The organism is Methylosinus sp. H3A (assembly GCF_015709455.1).
GTDB lineage: Bacteria > Pseudomonadota > Alphaproteobacteria > Rhizobiales > Beijerinckiaceae > Methylosinus.
Genome location: NZ_JADNQW010000002.1, coordinates 1 through 25,290, shown reverse-complemented (window position 1 = coordinate 25,290; position 25,290 = coordinate 1). Strand labels below are relative to the sequence as shown.

The following is a 25,290-nucleotide window of genomic DNA, read 5'->3' as shown; positions in this document are numbered from 1 at the left end:
GCCTCCTTCGAAGCCCGAAACGTTTCAGGGCCCCGCCCACGAAGTCGCAGATCGATTATTCTCGTTTTGGAAGACAAAATTGTAATATTCTTCTAAGTCGGTGATCAGACTAGCGAGTTAACATATTATGGTTTTTTTATGAAAAGAACGTCAATTCCCACGGAAATCCGGGCAGTATAAATATCGTGTACAATAGTGAAAAAATTTGATTACCTATTAACGATATCAACGTGCGATAAGAGCGAAGTCGCTGGGCAAGCTGAAGCAGTGAATGGATCAGCGCGCCGCCGTGTTCCTTTTTGGATGCCCGCATAAATTGGGGTGACCGAATAGAAATTCGGTTTTTGACAGTTTTATTAAAAACGACGCGCAAAACGATTTAAGCTTCAGCTTGGTAGCGCGCTCATCGAGCTCGCGTCAGATCGTTCGAACAGATGAAGGGCAGAGACATGACAACGGTAGGAATCGACGACATCTCGATCTACTCGCCAGGTTTCTTCTACCCGCTGGAGGATCTCGCCCACCGGCACGGCATCGATCCCGCCAAATACCTCCAAGGGATCGGCCAGGAACAAATGGCGGTCCCCTCGCCGGACGAAGACATCGTGAGCATGGCGGCCAACGCCGTCGCGCCGGTTCTGACCGATGACGTTCGCGAACGCATCAGCACGGTGATCTTCGCCACCGAGAGCGGCGTCGATCAGTCGAAATCGGCGGGGATGTTCGTTCACGGCGTGCTCGGGCTCAACCCGAACTGCCGCGTCGTCGAATTCAAACAGGCCTGCTACAGCGCCACCGCGGGCCTCCAATTCGCGTGCGACCTCGTGCGTCACCGGCCGAGCGAAAAAGTTCTGGTGATCGCCTCCGACATCGCGCGCTACGAGCGCAATTCGGAAGGCGAATGCACCCAAGGGGCGGGCGCCGTCGCGATGGTGATCGCCAAAAACCCGAGCCTGGTCGAGATTCATCCGCAGAGCGGCCTGTTCAGCTTCGACGTCATGGATTTCTGGCGCCCGAACCATCGGGAAGCCGCCTATGTCGACGGCAAGCTGTCGATCGACGTCTATCTGCGCTCCTTGCGCGAAGCCTATGCGGATTTTCGTCGCAAGGACGGCCTGCCGCTGGCCGCGATCGAAAAGCTCTGCTTCCACCAGCCCTTCACCAAAATGTCGAAAAAGGCCTTCGTCGCCCTGCGTGAAGCGGCCGGCGCGGACGCCGACCATCTCGACGAAACGAGCTACGCCGAGAGCCAGACCTACGGCCGCCAGATCGGCAACACCTATGCGGCCTCGCTCTACATCGCCCTGGCCTCCTTGCTCGATAATTGCGCCGAGGATCTCGGCGGCCGCAACATCGGCCTGTTCAGCTATGGCAGCGGCTCGGTCGGGGAGTTCTTCGCCGCGACGGTGCGCAAGGGCTACCGCGGCCATTTGCGCACGCGCGCCCATCGCGCTCTGCTCGCTGGGCGGCGCGAAATCGATTACGCGACCTATGTGGCCTGGTTCTACAATTCCACCAAATCGGCGGAAGATCGGGTCTGCCCGGAGGAGACCGCGGGACGCTATCGTCTGGCCGCGATCGAGGCGCAGCGCCGCGTCTACGCGGCCACCCGCAACCTCCAGCTCAACGCCGTGGCGTAAAGCGATGACGCAGCCCGTCCACGTCACGCGCTCGACCACGCGCAACGGCTCCGTGATCGGCGAATTGCGCCTCGCGCGGCCGGAGCGCGGCAACGCCCTCGACGAGGCGATGCTCGATGCGATCGCAAAGGGTTGCGCCGAGCTCGCCAGCGACGGCGCGCTTCGCGCCGTCCTCCTGACCGCCGAAGGCAGGCATTTTTGCGCAGGCGCCGACCTTGCTTGGATGCGGCGCGCCGCCGAATTGTCGGATGACGAAAACATCCTCGACGCGGAGCGTCTCGACGCCGCGCTCGGCGCGCTCGCCGGTCTCCCCGCTCCGCTCGTGGCCAAAGCCCAGGGCTGCGCTTATGGCGGCGGGATCGGCCTGCTGTGCTGCGCCGACGTCGTCCTCGCCGAGACGGGCGCGACCTTCCGTTTCAGCGAGCCCCTGCTCGGACTCGTGCCGGCCGTGATCAGCCCATATGTGGTCCGCGCCATCGGGCTGCGCCGGACGCGGCGCCGTTTCCTCGCGGCGGAGGCTTTCGACGCGGTCCAGGCTCTCGAGGACGGCCTCGTCCACGAAGTGCTCGACGCGGCCGCGCTCGAGGCGCGAACGAGAGCGCTCCTCGACTCCATCGCATCCTGTGGTCCGGTCGCGCTACGCGAATGCAAGGCGCTCCTCGATCGCTTGCAGGCGCGAGACAATCTCGGCGCGGAGACGATCGCCAATCGCCGGTTGATCGCAAGGCTCCGCACCACATCCGAGGCGCATGAAGGCATGGCGGCGTTCCTGGGCAGGCGGCCGCCCGCCTGGCTCGCGGCGCCGGCGGCGACAGATTGATTTTTTTCGTTCCCTCGAATGCGTTTCGCACCGGAGAGGAATAGGATCATGTGTGGTTTTTTGGCAATTTACGACAGCGGTCCGCGTCCTGTGGCGCGCGCGAAAATTCTCGATGGTCTGGCCGCCATTCGCCATCGCGGACCAGACGAACGAGACGTCTGGATCGATCCGCGAGGGAACGTCGCATTCGGACACGCGCGGCTCAGCATCATAGGCCTCGGCAACGGACGGCAGCCGATCGCCTCCGCGGATGGCTCGATCCATCTGATCGTCAATGGCGAGTTTTACGATTTCGAGCGCATACGCGACGAGCTTCGCGCCCGCGGCTGCGTTTTCCGCACAGAAAGCGACAGCGAGATCGCGCTGCATCTCTATCGCGAATTCGGCACGGCGGGCCTCGAGCGCCTGCGCGGAGAGTTCGCGCTCGTGCTCTACGACGCGAACGAACGCCAACTCGTCGCCATGCGCGATCGCTTCGGGATCAAGCCGCTGTTCATCGCCGAACACGAGGGAGCGATCTATATCGGCTCCGAGATCAAGGCGCTGCTGGCGGCCGGCGTGCCGGCCATCTGGGACGAGGACGCCTATGTCTCACGCGGCTTCTATCTCTCGAACCAGACGCTGTTCAAAAAAGTCCGCAGCGTCGCGCCCGGGCGTTTCGTCACCGCGACGCCGAGCGGATTGCGCGAGCAGACCTATTGGGATCTCGATTTCAGTTCCGCGGATTCGCTCGACAACGATCGTTTCGACGAAGCGGAGGCGGTCGCCGGACTGCGGGAGAAAATTCTCGAAGCGGTGCGCTTGCGCTTGCGGTCGGATGTGCCGGTCGCCATCTATCTCAGCGGCGGAATCGATTCCTCGGCGATGCTCGGATGCGCGACGCATCTGAGCGGCGCTCCGCTCGACGCCTATAACCTCTCCTTCGTCGACTCCGAGGCCCATGACGAACGGCGCTTCGCCGAGCAGGCCGCGGCTCACGCCGGCGCGCGCTTCTGCTCGATTCCCGTGACGCAGAATGATCTCGCCGACAATTTCGACGACGCGCTGTGGCACAATGAAACGCCGTTCTTCAACGCGCATGGCGTCGCCAAATATCTTCTCAGCCGAGCGGTGCGGGACGCCGGTTTCAAAGTCGTGCTCACCGGCGAGGGCTCCGACGAGATTTTCGCCGGTTACCCGCATTTTCGGCGGGACATGCTGCTCTACAACGCGCAGCATCAAGATTGCGACGTCGTCGAGGAGCTGCGCTCGAAGCTGAAGGCGAGCGAGGCCGGCTATGCGCGCGAACGCCTTCCGTCGGATGCGACCTGGATGACGGCGCAACTCGGGCACGGCGTATCCTGGATCGACAATCAGTCGAGCTGGTTCGGCGCTCTACAAGCACTCTACGGCGGCGAGACGAGGCGGCGCTGGTCGGGGATCGGACCCTATCGACGCTTCTACAACGGAACGGCGCATCACCGGCTCGCCGGCCGCGATCCGGTGCATCGCTCGATGTATCTTTGGGCCAAGAGCTTTCTACCCAATTTCGTTTTGACGACGCTCGGCGATCGCATGGAGATGGCGCACAGCGTCGAAGGGCGAGTGCCGTTGCTGGACCATCATGTCGCCGAATACGCCTGTAGGCTTCCGGTCTGGCTCAAGATCAAAGGAGGCACGGAAAAGCATATCTTCCGCGAGGCGATGCGTCCGTTCCTCCCCGAGGCGCTCTACAAGCGCAAGAAGCACTATTTCCGGGCGCCCCCGGCGATGCTGCGTCATGACGACCGGCTCTCGCAGCTCGTTCGCGACGCGCTGCACGGCGACGCGTTGTTCGATCTACCCTTCTTCGACGCCAAACTGGTGCGTCGGGCCCTCGCGGAATTGCCGGGCCTGCCGCCGGACCAGCAGGCGCTGCTCGATCCGATGTTCATGGAAATCGCCAGCCTCTGTCTGATGCAGCGGCGCTTCCGCATGAACAGTGAAACAAGCGGCGCCACGGAAAATCTCGTCATGGAGGAGATGGCATGAAAATCGGAATCATCGGCGCGGGGCTCAACGGCCTCGCCCTCGCCTTGCTCCTGAAACGCTTCGGGGTCGGAGCGGAGGTATACGAGCGCGGCGACGGGCCGCGCGACACGGGTTCGGGAATCTATGTCTGGCCGCAAGGCGTGCAGGTGCTGCGCTTCATGTTCGGGGACGATCGTCTGCTGGCGGCCGGTCAGCCGATCGAGTTTCTCGACACGCTCGACCGGCGCGGCAAACTGATCCACAGCCAGCCGGTGCGGCTCGAAGGATTCGAGTTTCCCGCGCCGGCGATGATGTTCCCGCGCAAGCGGTTGTTCGGCATGCTGCGCGACGCTCTCGACGCTCACGCCATCACCGCCGACGCCGGATGCGAGTCGATCTCGCAGGACGAGAATGGCGTGACGGTCGACTTCACCGATGGGCTCTCACGTCGCTTCGATGTCGTCGTCGGAGCCGATGGCGTTTTCTCCCGGGTGCGCAGCGCCGTCGCCCCGGAGGCGATCGTCGCCGACACGGGCGTCGCGGCCTGCCGCGGCATCGTCGAATTCGCGCATCCGGCGCTGCTCGGCGACCGATGCCAGATCTTCACCTACGACAGCGCTCGGGTGGTGACCTATCCGCTCGATGAGAGCCGATCTCTGCGTTACTGGTTCTACGCCTATCGGCATCTCGATCGGCCGCTGCTCGACAAGAACGGAATTCGCGCCGCGATCGCCGACATCGCCGACCCTCTTCCGGCGATGGTCGACGCGACGCCGCCCGAATCGATGCTCCACAATCGCCTGCACGCGATAAAGCATATCGAGAACTGGCACCGCGGCCGGGTGACGCTCCTCGGAGACAGCGCGCACGCCATGCTGCCCACGCTCGGTTACGGCTTCACGCTCGGCCTCGAGAACGGCTTCGCTCTCGCTCAATCGCTCGTCTGCAATTGCGACGCGGACATCACGAGCGCTCTGCGCCGCTATTCACGCAGGGTGCGGCTGCGTTCGCGCGAGATGCTCGAGGTCATGAGCGATCTGACCGATCTGTTTTATTTTCGCGAGGAGGGCTCGGTGACGAACGACGCGCTACGGGACCGGCTGACGAAATTCAGAAGCCTCGCCGAAACCACGGTTTTCTGATGGACGACGAAATGTTTCAGACCGCGCTTCGCGCCTTCGTCGCGGAGCGTGTCGAACCGAATATCGACGCCTGGGAACGCGCCGGGGCCTATCCGGCGAGCCTGCACGCCGAAGCGGGAGCGGCTCGCCTGCTCTCGCTCGGCGACGTTCCGGGGCCTGTTCCGCCTATTCATCAGACCCGGATGCGAATGTTGCTCGAAGAAGTCACCCGCGGCGGATCGCAGGGGCTGGCGGTAGGGCTCTGCTCGCACTTCGTCAGCCTGTCGATCCTCGCATCGGCGGGAGCGGAGGCGTTCGGATCCGTCATCGCCGATGTGCTGGCGGGCGCGCGCATCATCGCCCTCGCCCTCACCGAGCCGGACGCCGGTTCCGATCTGACCGCGCTCGACGCACGCGCCGCGCTCGGAGCCGACGGCGCGTGGCGGATCACCGGCGAGAAACGCTTCATCTGCAATGGAGCGCGCGCCCACTGCCTAGTCCTCGGCGCACGTGCGCCCGATGGCCTCGGCCTCTTCCTGGTCGAGCAGCCGCAAGCGGAGATTATCGGATATCCTCTCGAGCCGTCGGGTTGGCGCTGCCTTCCACTCGCGGCCATCCGCTTCGCGAACGCCCGCGCGCGGCTGATCGCCGCCCCCGACCGGAGCGGCCGAATCCTGCGCGGCGCCTTGACGCGAGAGCGGCTCAATCTGGCGATCTCGGCGGCGAGCGCCGCCGAGGTCGTGAGCGCCGCCGTTTTGAAGCACAGCCGAAGCCGCCTCATTCGCAACGCGCCTTTGATCGCCATGACGCATGTTCGCCAGACTCTCGCCGAATTGCACACGGCCGTCGCCATGGCCCGTCATTTCGTGGATCGGACGACCGTCGAGGACGGCGAAGTCCAGGTGGCGATGGCCAAGAACGCGGCGACCGCAGCCTTCGCATTCGCGGCGCAGATCGCGGTTCGATTGCACGGGGCGGCCGGCTGCGTGTCTCCTTCGCTCGCCGAGCGAAGCCTGCGCGACGCCCCTCTCGTCGCCATCGGCGGCGGCACGACCGAGGTGATGAACGAAATCATCGCTCGCTCACTCGAACGGAGACCGGAATGACCAACATATCCGATCATGCGCGCCTGCATAGCCGAGCGCTCCTCATGCACGACTTTCAGCGCTATTGCGGCCTGGAGCTGCTGGAGCAGGAAGCCGGTCGCTGCCGTTGTCGACTGGTCGTCACCCCCGCCATCGACAATCTGAGCCGCTGCCTGCATGGCGGCGTGACCTACGCCATGCTGGACGTCACCAGCATGCTCGCGACTTTGCCTCTGCTGGCTCCTGACGAATATGCGGTCAGCACGAACATGGCGGTCTCGATCCTGACGCCGATGCCCCGCGATTCGATCGCGGAATTTCAAGCCAGCGTGATCCGAGCAGGACGCAGGATGATTTTCACCTCGGTCGCCGCCATACGCGTCGGCGTCGGTGGCGCACACACGCCTTTCGCAACGGCGCAGATTTCCAAGGCGCGAGTGCGGCAGACCATTCTCGTTCCGGACGCAAACGGTGTTGTCGAGCGCGCGGCGTCGTAAGGCCGCCAAATTTCGAGTCTCTACTCACACTGATTTTGAAAGCCGATCGATCACGATGACATAAATATTTCAGTTCGAGGTCGTCGAGTGAACGCGAGAGCGCCAATTCGATGCCGGCGTGAGAGGAGTATCGACATGAAACAGGCGATGACGAAAATCACGCTCGAGCAATGGCGCGTGTTCGTCGCCACGGCACGGCACGGAAGTTTTCATCAAGCGGCCGAACGATTGAGCAAGACGCAGTCGGCGGTCAGCCACGCCGTTCGCAAAATGGAGGAATGCCTGGGCCAAGAACTCTTCGCGATCGAAGGACGACGGGCGACCCTGACCAAGACCGGCGAAATGATTTTTCCTCGCGCACGGGAGCTCATTGGCCATGCGACGCAAATCGAGCACTTCTGCTCGGGTTTCGATCCTAGCTCCGAGGGCGAGATTACGGCCGCAATCGATATTATTTTTCCCAAGCCGATTCTCTTGAACGCACTCCACCAATATTCGCTTCTCTACCCGAGGCTATCGGTACGGGTTTGCGAAACGGCATTGTCGGGCGCGAGCGAAGCCTTCGAGGAAGGACGCGCGCAGATCGGCATAGCGAGCTATCTTCCCGGCCGTATCGTCGCCGAGCCTCTGCTCTCGGTGCGTTTCATCTGTGTGGCCGCCGCGGGCCATCCCCTGCATCAGCTCGGCCTGCTCACGCATGAATTGCTCAAGGATCATCGTCAGGTCGTAATGAGCGACTCCGGCCTGCGGGGAGCGGACAGCGGATGGCTCGGCTCACGTCAGCGCTGGACGGTCAGCCACCTTACGACATCGGTCGCCCTCGTCGCCGATGGCCAGGGCTACGCGTGGCTTCCAGAGCACTGCATTCGCGACGAACTCGCATCGGGGCGGCTGCGTCCATTGAACCTGGCGGCGGGACGCAGCCGCATCGTCCAGCTCAACATCGGCTATGGAGAGCATTTGGAACAAGTGCGCCAGATTCTCGATCTCGTCGCAATCTTCCGCGACGCAGTGCAAGATTCCGAGCCTCCTACCCTTCCCACCATGCCAAGCCGCATCGATGCGGACTGTGGGCGAACTATTTCGAGCGTGATGTGAACAAGGCCGTGTCCAGCGTCGAAGGCGACCACAGATGACCGAGGCGCGGCAATTTCGAGAAGAGTCGTATTGCCTGACTCGGCGTCGAATCGCCTCGAACCTCGACGCTCGACATACTAGACTGCCGAACGCGAAAAAGACGCCGTCTCGCAGCTCATCGGCCGAGCGGCGTAGTAAAGGAGTTATCGCACGAACTCGGCTGGAGTGGCATTCGTCGTCAAATAATCCCGTCCCTGCTGCTCGACCGGCGTGCTCGGACGTCCCGTTACTCTCGATTGCGTCACTGGCGGCGCCTATGGCGGTTAAATATTGTGGAGCATAACTGATGAACACCGATTTCACCATCGCATCTAATGAACCCATGAAGTTCCCAGGGAGTATCGACATTGCGCAAGTGAGGATTGCGCGTCCAACCGATCAACTCGAAGCATTGGTGGCTTTCTATCGCGACGGTTTGGGGCTGGCTGAGCTATATCGATTTACCGATCATAGTGGATACGATGGCCTCATGTTGGGCCTTCCCGGTCGGGCCTATCATCTGGAATTCACACAGCACCGCGCCGGGAGCCCATGCCCGGCCCCCAGTCGGGACAACTTGTTGGTCCTGTATATTCCAGACGCTCAACAACTCGCGAGCCTGCGCGACCGACTGATCCGATCGGGCAATGAACCTGTCGACCCCGAAAACCCCTATTGGCTCGACCGAGGTCTCACCTTCGAAGATCCCGATGGTTGGCGAGTAGTGCTTTGTGGCGCTCAAGGCATATGAGGCGATTCTATGATCGTAGCCGGGCGCCGTCTGAACTGTCACTGATTTCTCGAAATGGATAATGAGCCGAGCCTTGAAATGACGCCACTTGAAATCCTCTTTGGTGCGGCGGTTCGGCTTCTCGACGAGGGACGACAAAGTCATCACGGCTCTCCTCGCCCGGCTGGAGGAGCGCGGTGAAAGCGCCAGCTCCAGCGTCGCTGAAAGGTTTCTTCTGCCTGGTTTCAACTGGCGGGCTGGTCGGCGTGACCATCGTGATTGCTGGTTTAGCCATCCGTTCCGGCTGGCATCCCATCGCGTTTCTCTTATGGTCCGCACTCGGTGGAGGCTTGGTGCTCGTCGCGGTCGCATGCGCCACGGCGGAGCGGCTGAAGCTATCCGCCGCGCTCCTGCGCTATGGGCTCCTATCTGGTCTTCTGAGCTTCGCCTTGCCGAACATGCTTTCCTTCCTATCGATTCCGCATGTGGGCGCCGGCTTCGTCTCGCTGTGCCTTGCTTTTCCGCCCTTGCTGACCTATGGGCTGGCCGTGCCGCTGCGGCTCGATCGCTTTTCGACAAAGGGCGCAGCCGGCATGACACTAGGTCTCGGCGGCGCGGCGTTGCTCGCAGCTTCACGGCCGGGCGGCGTGGATGGCGGCTGGATCTGGACGGGCATCGCTTTGACAGTTCCCGTCATTGTCGCAACGGGGAACATCTATCGTACTGTCGACTGGCCCGGAAACGCGTCGCCTCGTCTGCTCGCGCCGATCATGCTTCTGGCCGCAGCCGCGATTACGGGCGTATATGCAGTCTTCACCGATATCCCACTTAACCCTGAGACATGGGACGAGAGCGCGTCGGCGCTGCTGGCGGCGCAAATGACGATCATCGCCGCTACCTACGCACTCTTCTTCGCTCTCCAGAAGCATAGCGGTCCGATAGGCGTCAGCCAGATTGGCTGGATCAGCGCCGGCGCCGGAAAGCTTCTGGCGGTCGCCTTTTTGGGCGAAGCATTCCCGGCGATCCTTCCCTTCGCGTTCCTGTTCATTCTTGCCGGCGTCGTGCTCGTCAGCAGAAGAGCCCGGTGATGCTCCGACCGGCAACCGACGAGACCATGAGGATGTCGATTTCCGTCGAGATTTGACCCAGGATTTCCGTTGAGAAGTGACCCGGGTTGAAGATGGCTTGCGGGTCAGTCGGTCGTCAAGTTTTGGTCTTCTCCTTTGCAGGTTTGTCCGCCTTCGCCGAGCTGTCCTTGAACCGGAAGCTGTCGTTTCCAGTTTCGAGGATAGACGAACTGTTTCCGGGCATCCGGCTCGCCCTTGCGATTCGGCTGCGTCAGCGACGGGTTCGCGAGCTCCTCCTGCGGGGTTCTCTCGGGCTGTGAGAGGTCGTGGCCCGCGGCACGACGCTCGACTGTTACTCGGCGCGCCAGGTTGAGGGACTGTCAGGAATCTTGTGTGCGGGGCCGGGTTTCCATCACGCCGCGACGAAGCGATCGTCGAACATGATGGCGAATTGATTTTTCGCCTCGCACCATTCGCGCGGCGCCATTTTCCACTCCCCGGCGACTTGGCGCAAGACGAGATAGAGGAGCTTCATCGCCGCATCGTCAGTCGGAAAATGCCCTCTCGTCCGCACGGCGCGCCGCAGCTTCGCGTTCAAGGATTCTATGGCGTTCGTCGTGTAGATGATCCGCCGTACCGCGATCGGAAAGGCGAAAAACGGGATGACCTGCTCCCAATTGCGCCGCCAGCCCTGCGCGATCGACGGATATTTCTTGCCCCAATGGCCGCCGTCGAAGGCCTCCAACGCCTCTTTGGCCGCCTCGGCGGTCGGGGCGCGATAGATCGTCTTCAGCGCGGCGGCGATCGCCTTGCGGTCCTTGTATGAGGCGAATTCCATCGGGTTTCGAATGAGATGCACGATGCAGGTCTGCACGGTCGTCTGCGGAAACACCGCATTGATCGCCTCCGGAAAGCCCTTCAGGCCGTCGACCACGGCGATCAGTATGTCGCCGACGCCGCGGTTCTTCAGCTCGTTCATCACCCGAAGCCAGAATTTGGCGCCCTCCGAGGTCTCGATCCAAAGCCCCAGAATGTCCTTCGTTCCGTCCGGCGTGACGCCGAGCGCCACATAGACGGCCTTGTTGCGGACCAGGCCTTCGTCGCGGATTTTGACGCGCAGCGCGTCGAAGAAAACCAAGGGATACATCGCCTCGAGCGGCCGGTTCTGCCATTCGGCGACGGTCTCCAGCACGGCGTCGGTGACTGTCGAGATCAGATCGGGCGAGACTTCCAGGCCGTAGAGCTCGAGCAAATGGCCCTGGATCTCGCGCACCGTCATGCCGCGCGCATACATCGACACGATTTTCTCGTCGAAGCCGGGAAAGCGGCGCTGATAGCGCGCGATCAGCTTGGGATCGAAGCTCCCCTCCCGGTCCCGCGGGACCCTGATGTCGATCTTCGACGTCTCGGTCAGCACGGTCTTCTTCGAATAGCCGTTGCGGTGGTTCGCCTTGCCCGCCGCCGCTTCGCTCTCGAGATGGTCGTCCATCTCCGCGTTCAGAACCCGTTCCGCCAGCGCCTTCTTCAGCTCATCGAACAAGCCATCCTTGGAAAAAACCTCCTTCGGATCGCGTCCCGACAGCAATTGGTCCAATGTGCCCTTCTTGATCGCCATAGCCCGCCTCCTGCGGTTCTACTATGGCCCCACACACAAGATTCCTGACAGTCCCCGCTTTGGCGGCGCCGACATCTCGCTTCGCGCGCAGCAAAAAATCCACTGTCTTTCCCGCCTTATCGACGGCGCGGTAGAGATAGACCCAGTGGCCCTTGATTTTGACGTAGGTCTCATCGACGCAGAGAACGATGATCTCACGGTCGAAATGCCGGCCTTTGAAAAGATCGTCTACGTTCAGCATCGTCCATTACCCCAGCGCCGTCGTGCCTTGCACATACAATTATGCCTCTCTCGCGCCGTTTGCATCAGAACCCCGTCGATCTGCTCCTCACCGAACATGGCGAACTCGTCGAAGTCCTCCATCCGGCACAGTAGGCCGATGAGGATCGTCAGCAGAACCTCGTCCAGAGGATAGCTCGTCATCCCCGGAATGCGACCATCTTCGACGACTTTGATATGATCCAGAAAATTCGCGCCCACCGCCGGCCTCCCTCAGGGCCGCCAACAGAATCGATCCGCAAGCCCAACGCATTGACAATTTATGACTCCGCCCTGCACCCGCTTGGCGTGGGAGTTGAAAAGCGCTGCCAATTCTTTTAGTGGTAGGAAAAGACTTGCCTGGAAGGATTTCGCATGCGACCAAAAAAGCGGCGCAAGAAACTTGAAGGAAATTTCGATGGTTTCTCGCTAAATCGGCTGCGCGGCTGGGTTGCTGACAACGGCGATCGGGAAAATCCCGTGTCGGTTGATGTCTTCGCGAATGGTCTTCTCGTCGGGACATTCGCCGCAAATATCTATCGCGTGGACCTTGCGCGGGCTGGAAAGGCGCGGCAAGGCGCATGCGCTTTCGATATCGAATTTCACCCCTCTAAGGTGATGGAACAGGCTACGGTCGCGAACCTGAAGGTCGAAATTTTCATCTCCGGGCCCGAAAGCATCAAGCTTGGCGAGCAGGTTTTTCCGGACGGGAGCCCCGTAACGTTCGACATTTCGCGCGGCAAATCGCTCCTCCAGAGAATACGTCAGGTGGTAGGTCGGCGAGAGTGGCCCATCATGCCGCCGGTAAGGCAGTCGATCGCGGAAGCAGTGGCGTCCTCGCTTGAGCCGGCCTGCGTAACGGTGGAACTGCCGTCTGTTCCTGAACAGGTCTTAAAACTTGAGAGTTCTGCCCGGGTTTTCCAGTTCCACTCGGGCTCCAGTGTCGGAGACGCCGTCACCAATTCGTTATTTTATATCCAATCCATACTCGCGGATTTCGGGATAGGCTCGAAGATATTCGTCGAACATCGGGATCCACGCCTTGCAGACCGGCTCGGGCTGATTCACGAATTCGTGCCGAAGGAGGATGATCTCCTGATCATTCACCACTCGATGGGGCATGACATCATGCCCATGCTGCAGAAGCTGAAGTGCCGCAAAGTTTTACTTTATCATAACATCACGCCACCCTCGTTCTTCACCGAAGGGTCACCTTTCCGCCATTATGCGTTGCAGGGCCTAAAGCAACTCGAAGAGTTTAGTGGCATGATAGACGACGCCATCGCCGACTCTGCCTATAATGCGCGGGAATTGACGCGGCGCGGGTATGAGGATGTCAAAGTCATTCCACTTCTCAAAGACTTCGCGCCGCTGCGCAGCGCGCCATATAATCCCGCCTTCCATTATTTCAATAAGCCGCGATATCAGATTCTCTTCGTAGGCCGAATTTGCGCCAACAAGGGACAGCTCAATCTCGTCCGTTTTATGGACCAATATGCGGACCGCTTTGACTATCCGCTCCATCTCACACTGATCGGCCATTTCGATCACAGCGAGGGCTACGCCGCGCGGCTGCTGGAGGCAATAGAGGCCTCCGCTTTCAGGGATCGCATTCACGTTGTGGGCCACGTGTCCGATCAGGATCTCTTCGGATATTACCGTGCCGCCGACGTCTATCTCTCGCTTAGCGAGCATGAGGGCTTCGGGGTGCCGCTCCTTGAGGCGATGACTTTCGACGTGCCGGTGGTAGCGCTTGCGGGAACAGCCGTCGGCGAGACGCTCGGCTCCGCGGGAATTAAGCTCGGATCCACGAGCCCGGAAGAAATCGCAGAGGCACTCGATCCCCTGTTGTATGATCGCAGCTATCGGCGAAAGGTGATTCGACGCCAACGAGAGCGGCTGCGTACCTTTGATCGCAACGTCCTTGCAACAAAATTGCTGGACTTCCTATTGCCGCATCTGCCGGCGGAGGTTGTGGTGGGTCTCGACCCAATCTGCGGAACGTCTCCGGACCAACACAGCAATATTTCAAGACAGTTTATCATTGAAGGTCCATGCGAGACTTCCTACAGTCTCGCTATCGTCAACCGGAACCTCGGCATTGCGCTCGGTCGCATCCCTGGCATTGAGGCGGCTCTCGTTCCAGCCGAAGGCATCCCGGGATATGTTCTCGACACAAAGGGTCTCAATGCGCATCCAGAGATCGAGCCTTTGCTTGGGATGCCGGCGACAAATTCGGAAGCGGCGGTAGTCTCGATCCGTAACATGTATCCGCTGCGGCCGGCGGGGATGTTGGGCGATTTACGCCTCGCGTTCTTTTTCTGGGAAGAAAGCGACGTTCCAAACGAGTTGGTGCAACTGATAAACCGTTATCTCGACGGCGTGATTGTTGCGAGTGAGTTTGGTCAGCGCATCTGTCGCAATTCGGGCATCCGCACGCCAATCGCGGTGTGCGGATGTGGGCTCGATCCGCGTGATTTCTCCCGCAGGAAAAACGGGCTGTCGCGGCGGCATGAAGATCCCTTCACTTTTTTGCACGTCTCCTCCGGCATGGCGCGCAAAGGCGTGGAGGAGCTGCTGTCTGCTTATGTTGCGGCCTTCAGTGGAAGCGATAATGTTGAACTGATCATAAAGACTTATCGCCATCCTAATAATATTGTCGAAGTGCTCTATGAAAAGATTGTGAAAGGCAGTGGCCACGAGCCGGCTGTTAAGATCCTTTTCGAAGATCTAACGGACGAGGAGATGGCCCGGCTTTATAGTGCAGCAGACGTGATGGTACTGCCGACGCGTGGCGAAGGGTTCAATCTCCCTGCGGCTGAAGCACTCTTTCTTGGCATACCTCTCATAACAACCCGACACTCAGCGCATCTGGACTTCTGCAACGACAATAACACTATCCTGCTAGATTACGTGTTTGAATCGTCCGAAAGTCATCTGAGGGGTGGGGAATCCATGTGGGTTCGGCCAAACGTCTCCGACCTCGCCGTGAAGATGCGCTCACTGTTTCGGAGGGCTGCGAAAAATGAAACGGAGGCGAGGGTCGCCGATGGCATGAAAACCGCGTCGGATCTGACCTGGGACAAAACCGCGGCGGCTGTGAGTCTTTTCGTTGACGATCTGGTAGGGGAGAGAAAACAAATGCCCAAGCTGAAGCTAGCGTGGGTTTCAACCTGGAATACTCGGTGCGGAATAGCATCCTATTCCGAGCACCTTATTTCTAATCTGGCAAAAGACTCATTTGAAATCGACATCTTTGCGAATCACTTAAAGGATCAACGCTCGGACGCATCGAACGTCGTGCGATGCTGGACGGATCGAAACGGATCTTTGGACCAGCTGGTTGAAAACATATTGAGGGGCGGTTATGACGTAGCCGTCTTTCAATACAACTATGGCTTCCAAACCATCGAGCAGCTCGGTACGGCAGTAAGCCGGCTCGAAGCTGGTGGCGTAGACACTCATGTCTTTTTTCACAAGACCGCGGAAACTACAATTAACGGCATTCCCGAGTCGATCGCCCACGCCGCGGGGAGCTTAGCGCGCGCAACGCGGCTTGTTGTACATTCCATCGAGGACGTCAATCGTCTCAAGTGTTATGGCCTTATCAACAATGTGGTTAAGATTCCACAGGGCGCGCTCTCGCCGGTACCGATGAAATATGCGACGGTGCGACAGTTACTTCGCCTGGATGGATTTACGCCCATTGTCGGCAGTTTCGGCTTTATGTTACCAAAGAAAGGAATTCCAGAACTAATTCTAGCTTTCAGCATGTTGTTAAGAAGACACTATCCAAAGGCGCTGCTGCTGCTTCTAAACTCCCAGTTTCCAGATCCACTTTCGGAAGCAGAGCGGGTCAAATGCGTCGAACTTATCGAGAGTCTAGGGATTAAGAATAATGTCATATTGATCAGCGACTATCTTGAGATAGACGAGGCGCTGCTGCTGCTGTCTGCTGCAGATTGCGTGGTGTTTCCCTATCAGGACACCAAGGAGTCCTCGAGTGCCGCCGTTAGGCAGGGCATATCTTCGCTCAGGCCGGTGCTCACGACGCCGCTGGCCATTTTTGATGACGTTGCGGACTGCGTCCAGTTCCTCCCGGGCGCATCACCTCAGGATATCGCTGACGGCGTACATCGGCTGCTGGAGGAGCCAGACGCGTGCGAGCACCTTTCAGCCAATCAGGCGAAATGGTTGTCAGAGCACAATTGGCCTTGTATCGGCCAACGCTTGTCAAACATGATCTTGGGACTTTACGAAGACCGACACGGGGCCGCTGTGACTGGCGCGCGCACGTCGTCGAAAAAATCGGTCGAAGCGCCGCCGGCTTTGCCGGACATGGTGCAGAATATCCTGGTCGGGCTTCAAGCGGAGGAATTCGTAAGGATCGCCTTTCATCGCGTTCTGGGGCGTGACGCCGACAGGGATGAGGTACGGACTTATGGCGACCTGTTGCAAAATCGGCTGCGGACCAAAGCCGAGATCGTGGACGAGATCATGGCCAAGGATGAGACGAGGGAATACCGCGCGAAAATGTCCAGGCACGGAGACGGAAACCACGGCGCAGTGTGGACGGTCTCCTTCGCCGATCTGACCAAGGAAGACGACGAGTTCGTTTTCGACGTGTATTACAAATTGCTCATGCGCCCGCCGACGCAGACCGAATACGCGGCGTTAATACGCCAGATTCGCTCAGGATCTGTTACGCGCCGCGACGTAGTCGACCAGATTTTGGCGCTGGATGAATTCGTGCAGAACGATCTACCTATCCTCGTCGTCTGATGCGGGCGCGCTTGGTGCCAGATCCCCTCATCCTAGGTGCCGAACCAAGTGTCGGTTGCGGAAGCCAACAAATCAAGCGCGAGCAGATTTCCAGGGTGAGTTTCTGCGGATTTTTCGCGTTTCCAAAATCGGGTTAAAGAAGAGGCGCACGAATGTCTCACCTGGAGGTAAAGATGTTAAATTCTCTGCTCTTCTAAAATCCATTGCGCCTAGCCGGCGGAAGCACGGCTATTGCGCCTACTATTTCGGCCCCCGGGATGGTAATTCCCGGCCCAGCGTGGCGAGGGACCTCAATGAGCGATGCAACGGAACTCATGAACGTCAGTCTAGACGCCAAGCAACGCGCGCTACGGTCGAGCGCCTATCGAGAAGACCTGTTTGCACGTCTGCAGGTCTGGCCGCCAACCGACGCGCCGGGAAAAGATTTCATAGACGCCTTTACGTTGATCGAGCAGATCGCAGATGATTCAAGGCTGGCTCTCATATGGACCCTGTGGAGCAGAGTAGACAGATTGGAGGTCGCCAGCCGGGCTGTCTCCCACTTCGCCCGTGATCTTTCGTGGGTGCGCCTTTCCGACGCGATCTCGATTGCCCGCCGCTTCGCCGACTCGATGTCGATGTTTCCGGAACTGGCCGCCGACTTGAAGCACGGCGAGCTGGCCGAGCAGATCAGAAGCATGGGCAATGAACAGAATTCATTGTACTTCTTTGCTCTCTCCTATCTGGTTTTCCCGGGTGACCATCGGGCGCTCGAGCGGCTCTTGCTGCAGCTCGCTCACAACAAAGCCTATGCTCCTCTCAAGGCGTTCCTTGAGTTCACTGCGCCCACGGATTTCGACAAGGCATTTTATTCGCGCCTTACCAACGAAATTCTTGGGGCCGGAGGCAGCATTGAATTATGCGAAGTTCTCGGTCTGCTCGCCGATAAAATCGGCGAGCCCGCGTCGCTCTCAAAGCAAAGACTGGGTGTGGCGATCAGCCAGGCACTCGTCTCGAACAGTGACGCGCTCGGTGCGCTCGAACCAATTCGTCTCGTGGAAATCGTCGCAGGTGCCCGGCAGAAAATATTCCATAGGGGCGTTGAGCAACGCATTTCCCTGCGGAAACCCGACACGCCAGATGTCTTAAACGTTCTCGACCGCGTCCAGAAGATTATTTTTCCCTTTGAAAAGGGAAGAATTGTCCCCACAGGAGATGCCAAGCCCGAAGGCAGGGACAGGCGCTCAGGAGTCGTTTCCTGGACTGATTTCCTATTGGCAAAAGGGCCCGCCTGGATCGCGGCGTCATCGTTGCGATCAACATACGCGGAGCTATCCCCTGAGGGTGCCCTGACCGCAAAGGAACATCCGGCCGGCGGAGTCTTCCAGTTTGGACCTCATATCTCGCTTGGCTCAGGCGTCTATCGCTTGGTTCTATCAGGTTCTGCCGCCAAAGGGCTGCACATTCAATTTAAAGTGAGCGCCGACTGTGGTGCCCGGTCCATCGAAGCGCTCATTTTCGAGACGAGCGCACGCCAGACCACAGGGAATGCGCTCTGCGAGGTTGAGTTCGAGCTGGAAAGTCGCGTTGAGGGAATCGAGTTTTTGCTCATAGTCACACATGGCGTGGGGGCGCTTGCCGTTAACGGCGTAACGCTAACACGAAAACCGCCAACGATCTTGCAAAGCGCTTGACTGTTTACGGAATACTAATGACTGAGGATGCCACCTGGCCCGTTCTCTTATGGATCTCATAATGACAATCATGAGTCCTTCCTGTCATCATGTGCGGCGTTGTTGCAGGGAGGCGCGTTGGGACGGAATTCGCCATTTGGCGCGGTGATTATGCGAGGCGAACGAACTGTGCCTGACCGAGCTCACACATACGATTGAGCGCTTTGACCGCAATCGCCAGAGCCGGCCTCGGAAATTCGGACAGTGGCTTGAGTGGATTTTCTGCCTGACAGCGGCGAGGATTCTCGCTGCGAATCAGGAGTGACGTGCCCCCGAAGTTTCATCCAGCGGCGAGTTGAGTCCCGGCGGTTGATACGCCCGCGGGCGTGGGGTGAGCAACAGGCGATCGGCGGAGCTGGTCGGGGTTGCGCAGCCGATCGCCTGTTGCGGTGAGCGCGGCCGCATAGTCCGCCGGCGTCGCATAGCCGAGGGAAGAGTGCGGGCGCCTGTGGTTATAATCGTGAACCCAAGAGCGAACTTTCTCTCTCGCATGGTCGAGCCCGAAGAACAGCGTCTCGTTGAGCAGCTCGTCCCGCATGCGGCCGTTGAAGCTCTCACAAAAACCGTTCTGCATCGGCTTGCCCGGCATGATGAAGTGCCACTCCACCTTGTTCTCCTCCGACCAGGACAGGACCGCGTTCGAGGTGAACTCGGTCCCATTGTCGGAAGCGATCATGCCGGGCTTGCCGCGCCTTTCGATCAGCGCCGACAGCTCGCGCGCCACCCGCTTGCCGGAGATCGATGTGTCCGGGATCGCCGCCAGGCATTCACGCGTTACGTCGTCGACGATGTTGAGGATGCGGAATCGTTGGCCACTGGCGAGCTGGTCGTGCACGAAGTCGAGAGACCATCGGGCATTCGGCTTCGCCTCGACGACAATCGGCGCCCGTGTTCCCACGGCGCGGCGGCGTGCGCGGCGCTTCCTCACCGTCAGGGGACTGTCAGGAATCTTGTGTGTGGGCCATAGTAGAACCGCAGGAGGCGGGCTATGGCGATCAAGAAGGGCACATTGGACCAATTGCTGTCGGGACGCGATCCGAAGGAGGTTTTTTCCAAGGATGGCTTGTTCGATGAGCTGAAGAAGGCGCTGGCGGAACGGGTTCTGAACGCGGAGATGGACGACCATCTCGAGAGCGAAGCGGCGGCGGGCAAGGCGAACCACCGCAACGGCTATTCGAAGAAGACCGTGCTGACCGAGACGTCGAAGATCGACATCAGGGTCCCGCGGACCGGGAGGGGAGCTTCGATCCCAAGCTGATCGCGCGCTATCAGCGCCGCTTTCCCGGCTTCGACGAGAAAATCGTGTCGATGTATGCGCGCGGCATGACGGTGCGCGAGATCCAGGGCCATTTGCTCGAGCTCTACGGCCTGGAAGTCTCGCCCGATCTGATCTCGACAGTCACCGACGCCGTGCTGGAGACCGTCGCCGAATGGCAGAACCGGCCGCTCGAGGCGATGTATCCCTTGGTTTTCTTCGACGCGCTGCGCGTCAAAATCCGCGACGAAGGCCTGGTCCGCAACAAGGCCGTCTATGTGGCGCTCGGCGTCACGCCGGACGGAACGAAGGACATTCTGGGGCTTTGGATCGAGACCTCGGAGGGCGCCAAATTCTGGCTTCGGGTGATGAACGAGCTGAAGAACCGCGGCGTCGGCGACATACTGATCGCCGTGGTCGACGGCCTGAAGGGCTTTCCGGAGGCGATCAATGCGGTGTTTCCGCAGACGACCGTGCAGACCTGCATCGTGCATCTCATTCGAAACTCGATGGAATTCGCCTCATACAAGGACCGCAAGGCGATCGCCGCCGCGCTGAAGACGATCTATCGCGCCCCGACCGCCGAGGCGGCCAAAGAGGCGTTGGAGGCCTTCGACGGCGGCCATTGGGGCAAGAAATATCCGTCGATCGCGCAGGGCTGGCGGCGCAATTGGGAGCAGGTCATCCCGTTTTTCGCCTTTCCGATCGCGGTACGGCGGATCATCTACACGACGAACGCCATAGAATCCTTGAACGCGAAGCTGCGGCGCGCCGTGCGGACGAGAGGGCATTTTCCGACTGACGATGCGGCGATGAAGCTCCTCTATCTCGTCTTGCGCCAAGTCGCCGGGGAGTGGAAAATGGCGCCGCGCGAATGGTGCGAGGCGAAAAATCAATTCGCCATCATGTTCGACGATCGCTTCGTCGCGGCGTGATGGAAACCCGGCCCCGCACACAAGATTCCTGACAGTCCCCACCGTCAGCCCTTCCTCGCGGTAGAGCCGATAGATGCGGTTCTTGCCCGAGAGCTCGCCCCGCTGACGAAGCAAGACGAACAGCCGCCGGTAGCCGAAGCGCCGACGCGCATTGGCGAGATCACGCAGCTCGGCGCGAAGCTCGGCGTCGGCCGGACGCTTCGACGCGTAGCGCGCCGTCTTGCGATCGATCGCGACGATCCGGCAGGCCCGACGTTCCGACAGACCCATGACGGCCCGAAGGTGCGCGACCGCGTCGCGCTTGACGCCGGGCCCTACCATTTTTTTCCCAGAAGCTCACGCATCGCCGCCGCATCGAGCATCTGATCGGCCAAGAGCTTCTTCAGACGCGCGTTTTCCTCCTCCAGCGCCTTCAGTCGCTTGGCCTCGGAAACGTCCATCCCGCCGAATTTGGCCTTCCAATTGTAGAGCGTCGTCTCCGAAATAGCGTATTTGCGCGCGAGGTCCGCCGCCTTCGCGCCGGCTTCCTGCTCCCGCAAAATCCCGATGATCTGCTCTTCCGTGAACCGTTTCTTCTTCATCGTGTCCGTCCTGCAATCGGCCGGACTCTAGGCTCAGGACCTATTAATTTGGAGTGAGGCGTGATTCAAGGTCTCCGAAATGGAGGCTTTGATGGGTGATTTGTTTTTGCTGAGCGAAGCGGAGATGGCGCGAATTTCCCCTCACTTTCCCTTGGCGCACGGCGTGCCGCGGGTGGACGACCGCCGCGTGGTCAGCGGGATCGTCTAGGTCATCAAGAATGGCCTGCAATGGAAGGACGCCCCGAAGGAGTATGGGCCGCCCAAGACGCTCTACAATCGCTTCATCCGTTGGAGCCGGCTCGGCGTCTTCGATCGTATCTTCGCCGCGCTCGCGGGAGAAGGGCCGAAGCCGGAGCGGATCATGATCGACTCCACTCATCTGAAAGCGCATCGGACGGCGGCGAGCCTCCTAAAAAAGGGGCTCTTTCCCGCTGTATCGGCCGCACGAAAGGCGGGCTGAACTCCAAGCTCCACGTCGTTTGCGACGGCGCCGGCAAGCCGCTTGTCATGATGTTGACCGAAGGGCAGATGAGCGATCACAAAGGCGCGAGGCCGATGCTCGACGCGCTGCCGCCGTCCTCGGCCCTGATCGCAGATCGCGGCTACGACAGCGACTGGTTTCGGCGAGCGCTCGCGGAACGCGGACCGAGCCCTGCATTCCGCCGACAAAGAGCCGTAAGAAGCCTCTCGATTACGACAAGGCGCTCTACCGGCAACGTCATAAGATCGAGAACCTCTTCGCCAAGCTCAAAGACTGGCGGCGCATCGCCACCCGTTACGATCGATGCGCGCACGCCTTCTTCTCCGCCATATGCATCGCCGCCGCTGTCGCCTTCTATCTCAATCAATGAGTCCTGAGCCTAGTTTATAACCCGATTCTACGGACTTCGTAGGCGACAGAAAATCGCGGTCGTGTCGCAAATTTTGTCTACGGAGGCATCGGCCAATCGCCCTCCGAAATGCGCGATCGTGAAACGCTGCGGCTCGAATTCGATTATTGACCCGCGCCGACGTCGAGCGTCGTAGTAGGGACTCGAGCGCAGGCGACCGATGTTTCACGGGCGCAGTCGGTTGCGTCAATGGATGAAGACGCGCCTCTACGAAATCGAGAGCAGTAAATGGATCGGACTGTCTCCATCGAGCAATCGATCGACAATGCCGCCAGCTGATCGTCGTCGGGCTTTGCGGACTGCTTGCCATGGTCGATGGATTCGATGCGCGGGCCATGGCCTACGCCGCTCCCGCCGTCGCCGCCGAACTGCATATCCCGACCTCCGATTTCGGACTGGTCTTCGGCGCGAGTTCCTTCGGATCGCTGACGGGCGTCCTGGCGCAAGGGCCGCTCGGCGACAAATTCGGCCGCAAGTCGGTCATGCTAGCGGTGTTCCTGCTCGTCGGCGCCGCGTCGCTGCCGAACGTCCAGGCGACGAGGCTCGACGAGCTGATTACTCTGCGCTTCCTCGCTGGATTGGGGCTCGACGGGACTCTTCCGAATCTCTTCGCGATCACCGCCGAATATACACCCCGTCGGCGTCGCTCGACTTTCGTCACGGCGATGTTCTGCGGCGTTCCTCTCGGCTCGATGCTGGGCGGCTCGAGCGCTGCAAATTTTTGTCAAAAATATTGTATAAAGAGCCGGGAGTGAAATTCTTCAAGAAATAGCGTTGTCAAAAGCAAGCGTCATCTGCCGCGCAAGCATGCGGAATCCTCATCCAGATATCCGCCATGATGACATGATGGATCTTCTCCGTCTGACGCAACAGGAATGATCCGCCTCGACCGGCGGCACCCACCCGTCAGCTCACCGCGCAAACCTCGTCGATGATGGATACCGCCGCGTCGATTTCGCTTTCCTCGACCGTGAGCCGAGGAAATAGGCCGAGGAACGATCCCATGGCGCGGGTGAGGAGCCCGCGTTCGGCCAGCATCGCGCGCATCGGCTCCGCCTCTCCGGGGCATTCCAGGCACTGCATCAGGCCAATGCCGCCCAGCGCCGTGAACGCTCCGCGGCGCTTATAGAACAACTCTGCGAGCCGGTCTTCGAGACGCCAGCTTCGATTCTGCACGCGTTCCAGAAAGCCCGGAGTCGCCAGCCCATCCACGAGGGCGCGCCCTGTCAGAAGCGCCGCCCGATCGACGAGGGGCGGACGGCCCGGCGCCCCGCGCGCCAATTTTTGCGTGGCGATCAACGCGGCCAGCGGCGGGGCGTTTCCATGCCGATGAAGGACGACCATCACATCCGGGGTCACGCCCGTCCATTCATGCGCCCACAGCATGCCCGAGCGACCGAGGCCACAAAAGCTCTCGTCGAAAGCGAGGATAAGTCCATATTCGTCCGCTGTCTCGCGCAAGCGGGCGAGCAGCCCTCCGGGGACAACCTCGAAACCGGCTTTCGTCCGCACCGGAGCGATCAGAATTCCAGCGGTCCTATTGTCGATCGCCGTGGCCAATACGCCCGCATCGTCGGTTTGGAGCAGTGTGACTTCGCTGTCGTCTTCCAAGCCGGGGGGCAAGCCTCCGGCCCCATCCGAAGCTCCGGCGCAGACGATGAGCCGGCGCCGCTTTGGACGGCCGACGATCCGATGGTGACGCCGCATCGTCTCGATTGCGTAGCGCCAAGCCTCGGCCTCGGACTCGAACAAGAAGACGCGGTCGCCAAAGGAAATGGGCGCGATTTCGGCGCAGAGCGCGTCGGAGAGATCGGCTGTCTCTAGCGCCAATTCTGGCGATGGCTCATCCATCGGCTGCGCCGATCCCGCGGAATTCTCCGAAAAGCCGAGCAACGAACCTGAAAAGTCGAGCGGACTCGCCACAGCAGACCCGTCGCTGGCGTTGACGGGCTCGATCTGGTCATTGGGCTCCTTGGCCGAATCCGACGATGCGCCTGACATGTTCCGCTATTCGAGGGCGAGGCCGCGCGTTTGTGGAGCGGCAAGCACGGCGCCTGGCTCCTGTAGCGAATCAACAAGCAAGAATTAAGCCATATCGATGCGTGGCGGGCGCAATTCGACGTCAGGCGATTGCCGACGCCGAGGCATGGGCGCATACCGAGGCAATCGCGTCACGAGACCTCGAGCCGGGCCACGGGATATCCGGCGCGGTTCAAGTGGTGGAAGCTGTCGTCTCTGGAGGGCTGTCGCGCAACGCGGCGGCGAAACGTTTCGAAGTCGGCATCGCCAGCGCCGTGCGCTGGGTCAAGGGGCCACGGGTCGAAGAGTTGATCGAGGCCGCGGGCGCCGAGTTGCGCTATCTCCCGCCCTATAGCCCCGGCATCTTCGAACCTGCACAATGCGCAAACTACTTCGCCGCTTGCCGATATGATCCACCTTGATCGCAGCCCGCTCTAACAATAATTGCCATCACACATCGACGTCGAAATGAATGTGCCTGCGGCGAGACGTCGCGTGTAGAAACTGAACGATAGACGAAATCAAAGCGTTCATCTTTCTGCCCATTACGCGACGCTATCGTCATTTTGGCATGCGCAATAGCACCGTGATCGTTCGAAATTTATGCGGAGCGAGCTCGGCGATGTGTCGTCCATATACGAATTCGACAAATACGCCGCGGCCGACGACATGGCGCCGAATTTGCGGACAATCAACGCTATACGAATAGTCAGGCCAGTCTATGCCCGTCACGCACTCGCGAAAATCCCCATCATGACCCGACAGAACGTCGTGCGTATGACGCGTCTCGCGACGCTCACGCTCGCTATCGCCTTCAACGGTACAAGCATCGCGGCGCCGACCTCTATCGAGATCGAGAATCCATGGTGTGCGACGACTCCGAAAGGAGTGACGATCGGGGCATGCTATGTGACCATACGAAACTCGGGTCGAGCAGACAGGATTGTCGGCGCGCAAGCGGAGCGCGCCGATCATGTCGAGCTCCACCAAATGAGCGTCGCCGATGGCGTCGGACGAATGCGTCCACTCGCAAAAGGGCTCGACATTCCTGCGGATTCCACGGTCGATTTTCGTGAAGGCGGCTATCATCTCATGGTGATCGACCTCAAGTCGCAGTTGACGACCGGAGAGACGCTGAGAGGATCTCTGCAATTCGAGAACAACGGAACGATAGTGGT

General features: G+C 60.1%; 17 protein-coding genes and 5 pseudogenes. 16 read left to right on the top strand and 6 right to left on the bottom strand.

Annotation, left to right across the window (positions count from 1 at the left end):
* Positions 1–449: 449 nt before the first annotated feature.
* The 9 genes from IY145_RS00330 (at position 450) to IY145_RS00290 (ending at position 10,086) form a co-directional block, all read left to right on the top strand.
* Positions 450–1,640: a hydroxymethylglutaryl-CoA synthase gene (locus tag IY145_RS00330; RefSeq protein WP_196406430.1), complete on the top strand. Its 1,191-nt coding sequence runs from the start codon at positions 450–452 to the stop codon at positions 1,638–1,640.
* 4 nt (positions 1,641–1,644) lie between these two features.
* Positions 1,645–2,460, top strand: coding sequence for an enoyl-CoA hydratase-related protein (locus IY145_RS00325; RefSeq protein WP_196406429.1), 816 nt, complete (start codon positions 1,645–1,647; stop codon positions 2,458–2,460).
* 48 nt (positions 2,461–2,508) lie between these two features.
* On the top strand, positions 2,509–4,470 hold the full coding sequence (gene asnB, locus IY145_RS00320) for an asparagine synthase (glutamine-hydrolyzing) (RefSeq protein WP_196406428.1): 1,962 nt from the start codon (positions 2,509–2,511) through the stop codon (positions 4,468–4,470).
* Positions 4,467–5,591 (top strand): FAD-dependent monooxygenase, encoded by a 1,125-nt coding sequence (locus IY145_RS00315; protein ID WP_196406427.1) that lies wholly within the window; start codon positions 4,467–4,469, stop codon positions 5,589–5,591. The genes asnB and IY145_RS00315 overlap by 4 nt, the downstream gene beginning before the upstream one ends.
* 11 nt (positions 5,592–5,602) lie before the next feature.
* The gene (locus IY145_RS00310) at positions 5,603–6,676 is read left to right on the top strand and encodes an acyl-CoA dehydrogenase family protein (protein WP_246721617.1); all 1,074 of its coding nucleotides are present in this window, start codon (positions 5,603–5,605) and stop codon (positions 6,674–6,676) included.
* On the top strand, positions 6,673–7,152 hold the full coding sequence (locus IY145_RS00305; protein WP_196406425.1) for a PaaI family thioesterase: 480 nt from the start codon (positions 6,673–6,675) through the stop codon (positions 7,150–7,152). Before IY145_RS00310 ends, IY145_RS00305 begins: the two co-directional genes overlap by 4 nt.
* A gap of 135 nt (positions 7,153–7,287) precedes the next feature.
* Positions 7,288–8,250 (top strand): LysR family transcriptional regulator, encoded by a 963-nt coding sequence (locus IY145_RS00300; protein WP_246721615.1) that lies wholly within the window; start codon positions 7,288–7,290, stop codon positions 8,248–8,250.
* 325 nt (positions 8,251–8,575) lie between these two features.
* Complete coding sequence (locus IY145_RS26420; protein WP_409455275.1) at positions 8,576–9,019, top strand: VOC family protein; 444 nt, start codon at positions 8,576–8,578, stop codon at positions 9,017–9,019.
* Between the two features lie 176 nt (positions 9,020–9,195).
* On the top strand, positions 9,196–10,086 hold the full coding sequence (locus tag IY145_RS00290) for a DMT family transporter (protein ID WP_196406423.1): 891 nt from the start codon (positions 9,196–9,198) through the stop codon (positions 10,084–10,086).
* A 391-nt stretch (positions 10,087–10,477) separates the two neighbouring features.
* On the opposite strand, the gene IY145_RS00285 is transcribed toward IY145_RS00290, so the two are convergent.
* The 3 genes and pseudogenes from IY145_RS00285 to IY145_RS00275 form a co-directional block, all read right to left on the bottom strand.
* Positions 10,478–11,680 (bottom strand): IS256 family transposase, encoded by a 1,203-nt coding sequence (locus tag IY145_RS00285; RefSeq protein WP_196406422.1) that lies wholly within the window; start codon positions 11,678–11,680, stop codon positions 10,478–10,480.
* A 54-nt stretch (positions 11,681–11,734) separates the two neighbouring features.
* A pseudogene (locus IY145_RS00280) lies at positions 11,735–11,858 on the bottom strand (DDE-type integrase/transposase/recombinase); the annotation flags it as partial.
* Between the two features lie 56 nt (positions 11,859–11,914).
* Positions 11,915–12,160: a hypothetical protein gene (locus IY145_RS00275; protein ID WP_196406421.1), complete on the bottom strand. Its 246-nt coding sequence runs from the start codon at positions 12,158–12,160 to the stop codon at positions 11,915–11,917.
* A gap of 153 nt (positions 12,161–12,313) precedes the next feature.
* On the opposite strand from IY145_RS00275, the gene IY145_RS00270 reads away from it, so the two are divergent.
* Together IY145_RS00270 and IY145_RS00265 are read left to right on the top strand one after the other, a co-directional pair.
* A complete protein-coding gene (locus IY145_RS00270; protein ID WP_196406420.1) occupies positions 12,314–16,720 on the top strand; it encodes a glycosyltransferase in 4,407 nt (1,468 codons plus the stop codon).
* Between the two features lie 293 nt (positions 16,721–17,013).
* Positions 17,014–18,393, top strand: coding sequence for a hypothetical protein (locus tag IY145_RS00265; RefSeq protein ID WP_196406419.1), 1,380 nt, complete (start codon positions 17,014–17,016; stop codon positions 18,391–18,393).
* 319 nt (positions 18,394–18,712) lie between these two features.
* Here IY145_RS00265 and IY145_RS00260 read toward each other — a convergent pair.
* Positions 18,713–19,366: pseudogene (locus IY145_RS00260) on the bottom strand (IS3 family transposase); the annotation flags it as partial.
* 54 nt (positions 19,367–19,420) lie between these two features.
* Between IY145_RS00260 and IY145_RS00255 the strand changes: the two are divergent.
* Positions 19,421–20,622, top strand: a pseudogene (locus IY145_RS00255) (IS256 family transposase).
* A gap of 39 nt (positions 20,623–20,661) precedes the next feature.
* Here IY145_RS00255 and IY145_RS00250 read toward each other — a convergent pair.
* Positions 20,662–21,203: pseudogene (locus tag IY145_RS00250) on the bottom strand (transposase); the annotation flags it as partial.
* 91 nt (positions 21,204–21,294) lie between these two features.
* Between IY145_RS00250 and IY145_RS00245 the strand changes: the two are divergent.
* A pseudogene (locus IY145_RS00245) lies at positions 21,295–22,054 on the top strand (IS5 family transposase).
* Between the two features lie 347 nt (positions 22,055–22,401).
* Positions 22,402–22,848 (top strand): MFS transporter, encoded by a 447-nt coding sequence (locus IY145_RS00240; protein WP_196406418.1) that lies wholly within the window; start codon positions 22,402–22,404, stop codon positions 22,846–22,848.
* A gap of 151 nt (positions 22,849–22,999) precedes the next feature.
* Here IY145_RS00240 and IY145_RS00235 read toward each other — a convergent pair whose 3' ends face one another.
* Positions 23,000–24,094: an aminotransferase class III-fold pyridoxal phosphate-dependent enzyme gene (locus tag IY145_RS00235; protein ID WP_196406417.1), complete on the bottom strand. Its 1,095-nt coding sequence runs from the start codon at positions 24,092–24,094 to the stop codon at positions 23,000–23,002.
* A gap of 101 nt (positions 24,095–24,195) precedes the next feature.
* Here IY145_RS00235 and IY145_RS26090 point away from each other — a divergent pair, with 101 nt between their 5' ends.
* Both IY145_RS26090 and IY145_RS00225 read left to right on the top strand, forming a co-directional pair.
* A complete protein-coding gene (locus IY145_RS26090; RefSeq protein WP_196406416.1) occupies positions 24,196–24,534 on the top strand; it encodes a hypothetical protein in 339 nt (112 codons plus the stop codon).
* A gap of 331 nt (positions 24,535–24,865) precedes the next feature.
* The coding region (locus IY145_RS00225) for a copper chaperone PCu(A)C (RefSeq protein ID WP_196406415.1) at positions 24,866–25,290 on the top strand (425 nt) is incomplete at its 3' end.

Excerpts from the sequence above, each read along its gene's own strand:
- IY145_RS00330 (WP_196406430.1), top strand. The coding sequence starts at position 450 with ATGACAACGGTAGGAATCGACGACATCTCGATCTACTCGCCAGGTTTC.
- IY145_RS00325 (WP_196406429.1), top strand. The coding sequence starts at position 1,645 with ATGACGCAGCCCGTCCACGTCACGCGCTCGACCACGCGCAACGGCTCC.
- asnB (WP_196406428.1), top strand. The coding sequence starts at position 2,509 with ATGTGTGGTTTTTTGGCAATTTACGACAGCGGTCCGCGTCCTGTGGCG.
- IY145_RS00315 (WP_196406427.1), top strand. The coding sequence starts at position 4,467 with ATGAAAATCGGAATCATCGGCGCGGGGCTCAACGGCCTCGCCCTCGCC.
- IY145_RS00310 (WP_246721617.1), top strand. The coding sequence starts at position 5,603 with ATGTTTCAGACCGCGCTTCGCGCCTTCGTCGCGGAGCGTGTCGAACCG.
- IY145_RS00305 (WP_196406425.1), top strand. The coding sequence starts at position 6,673 with ATGACCAACATATCCGATCATGCGCGCCTGCATAGCCGAGCGCTCCTC.
- IY145_RS00300 (WP_246721615.1), top strand. The coding sequence starts at position 7,288 with ATGAAACAGGCGATGACGAAAATCACGCTCGAGCAATGGCGCGTGTTC.
- IY145_RS26420 (WP_409455275.1), top strand. The coding sequence starts at position 8,576 with ATGAACACCGATTTCACCATCGCATCTAATGAACCCATGAAGTTCCCA.
- IY145_RS00285 (WP_196406422.1), bottom strand. The coding sequence starts at position 11,680 with ATGGCGATCAAGAAGGGCACATTGGACCAATTGCTGTCGGGACGCGAT.
- IY145_RS00270 (WP_196406420.1), top strand. The coding sequence starts at position 12,314 with ATGCGACCAAAAAAGCGGCGCAAGAAACTTGAAGGAAATTTCGATGGT.
- IY145_RS00265 (WP_196406419.1), top strand. The coding sequence starts at position 17,014 with ATGAGCGATGCAACGGAACTCATGAACGTCAGTCTAGACGCCAAGCAA.
- IY145_RS00240 (WP_196406418.1), top strand. The coding sequence starts at position 22,402 with ATGGTCGATGGATTCGATGCGCGGGCCATGGCCTACGCCGCTCCCGCC.
- IY145_RS00235 (WP_196406417.1), bottom strand. The coding sequence starts at position 24,094 with ATGTCAGGCGCATCGTCGGATTCGGCCAAGGAGCCCAATGACCAGATC.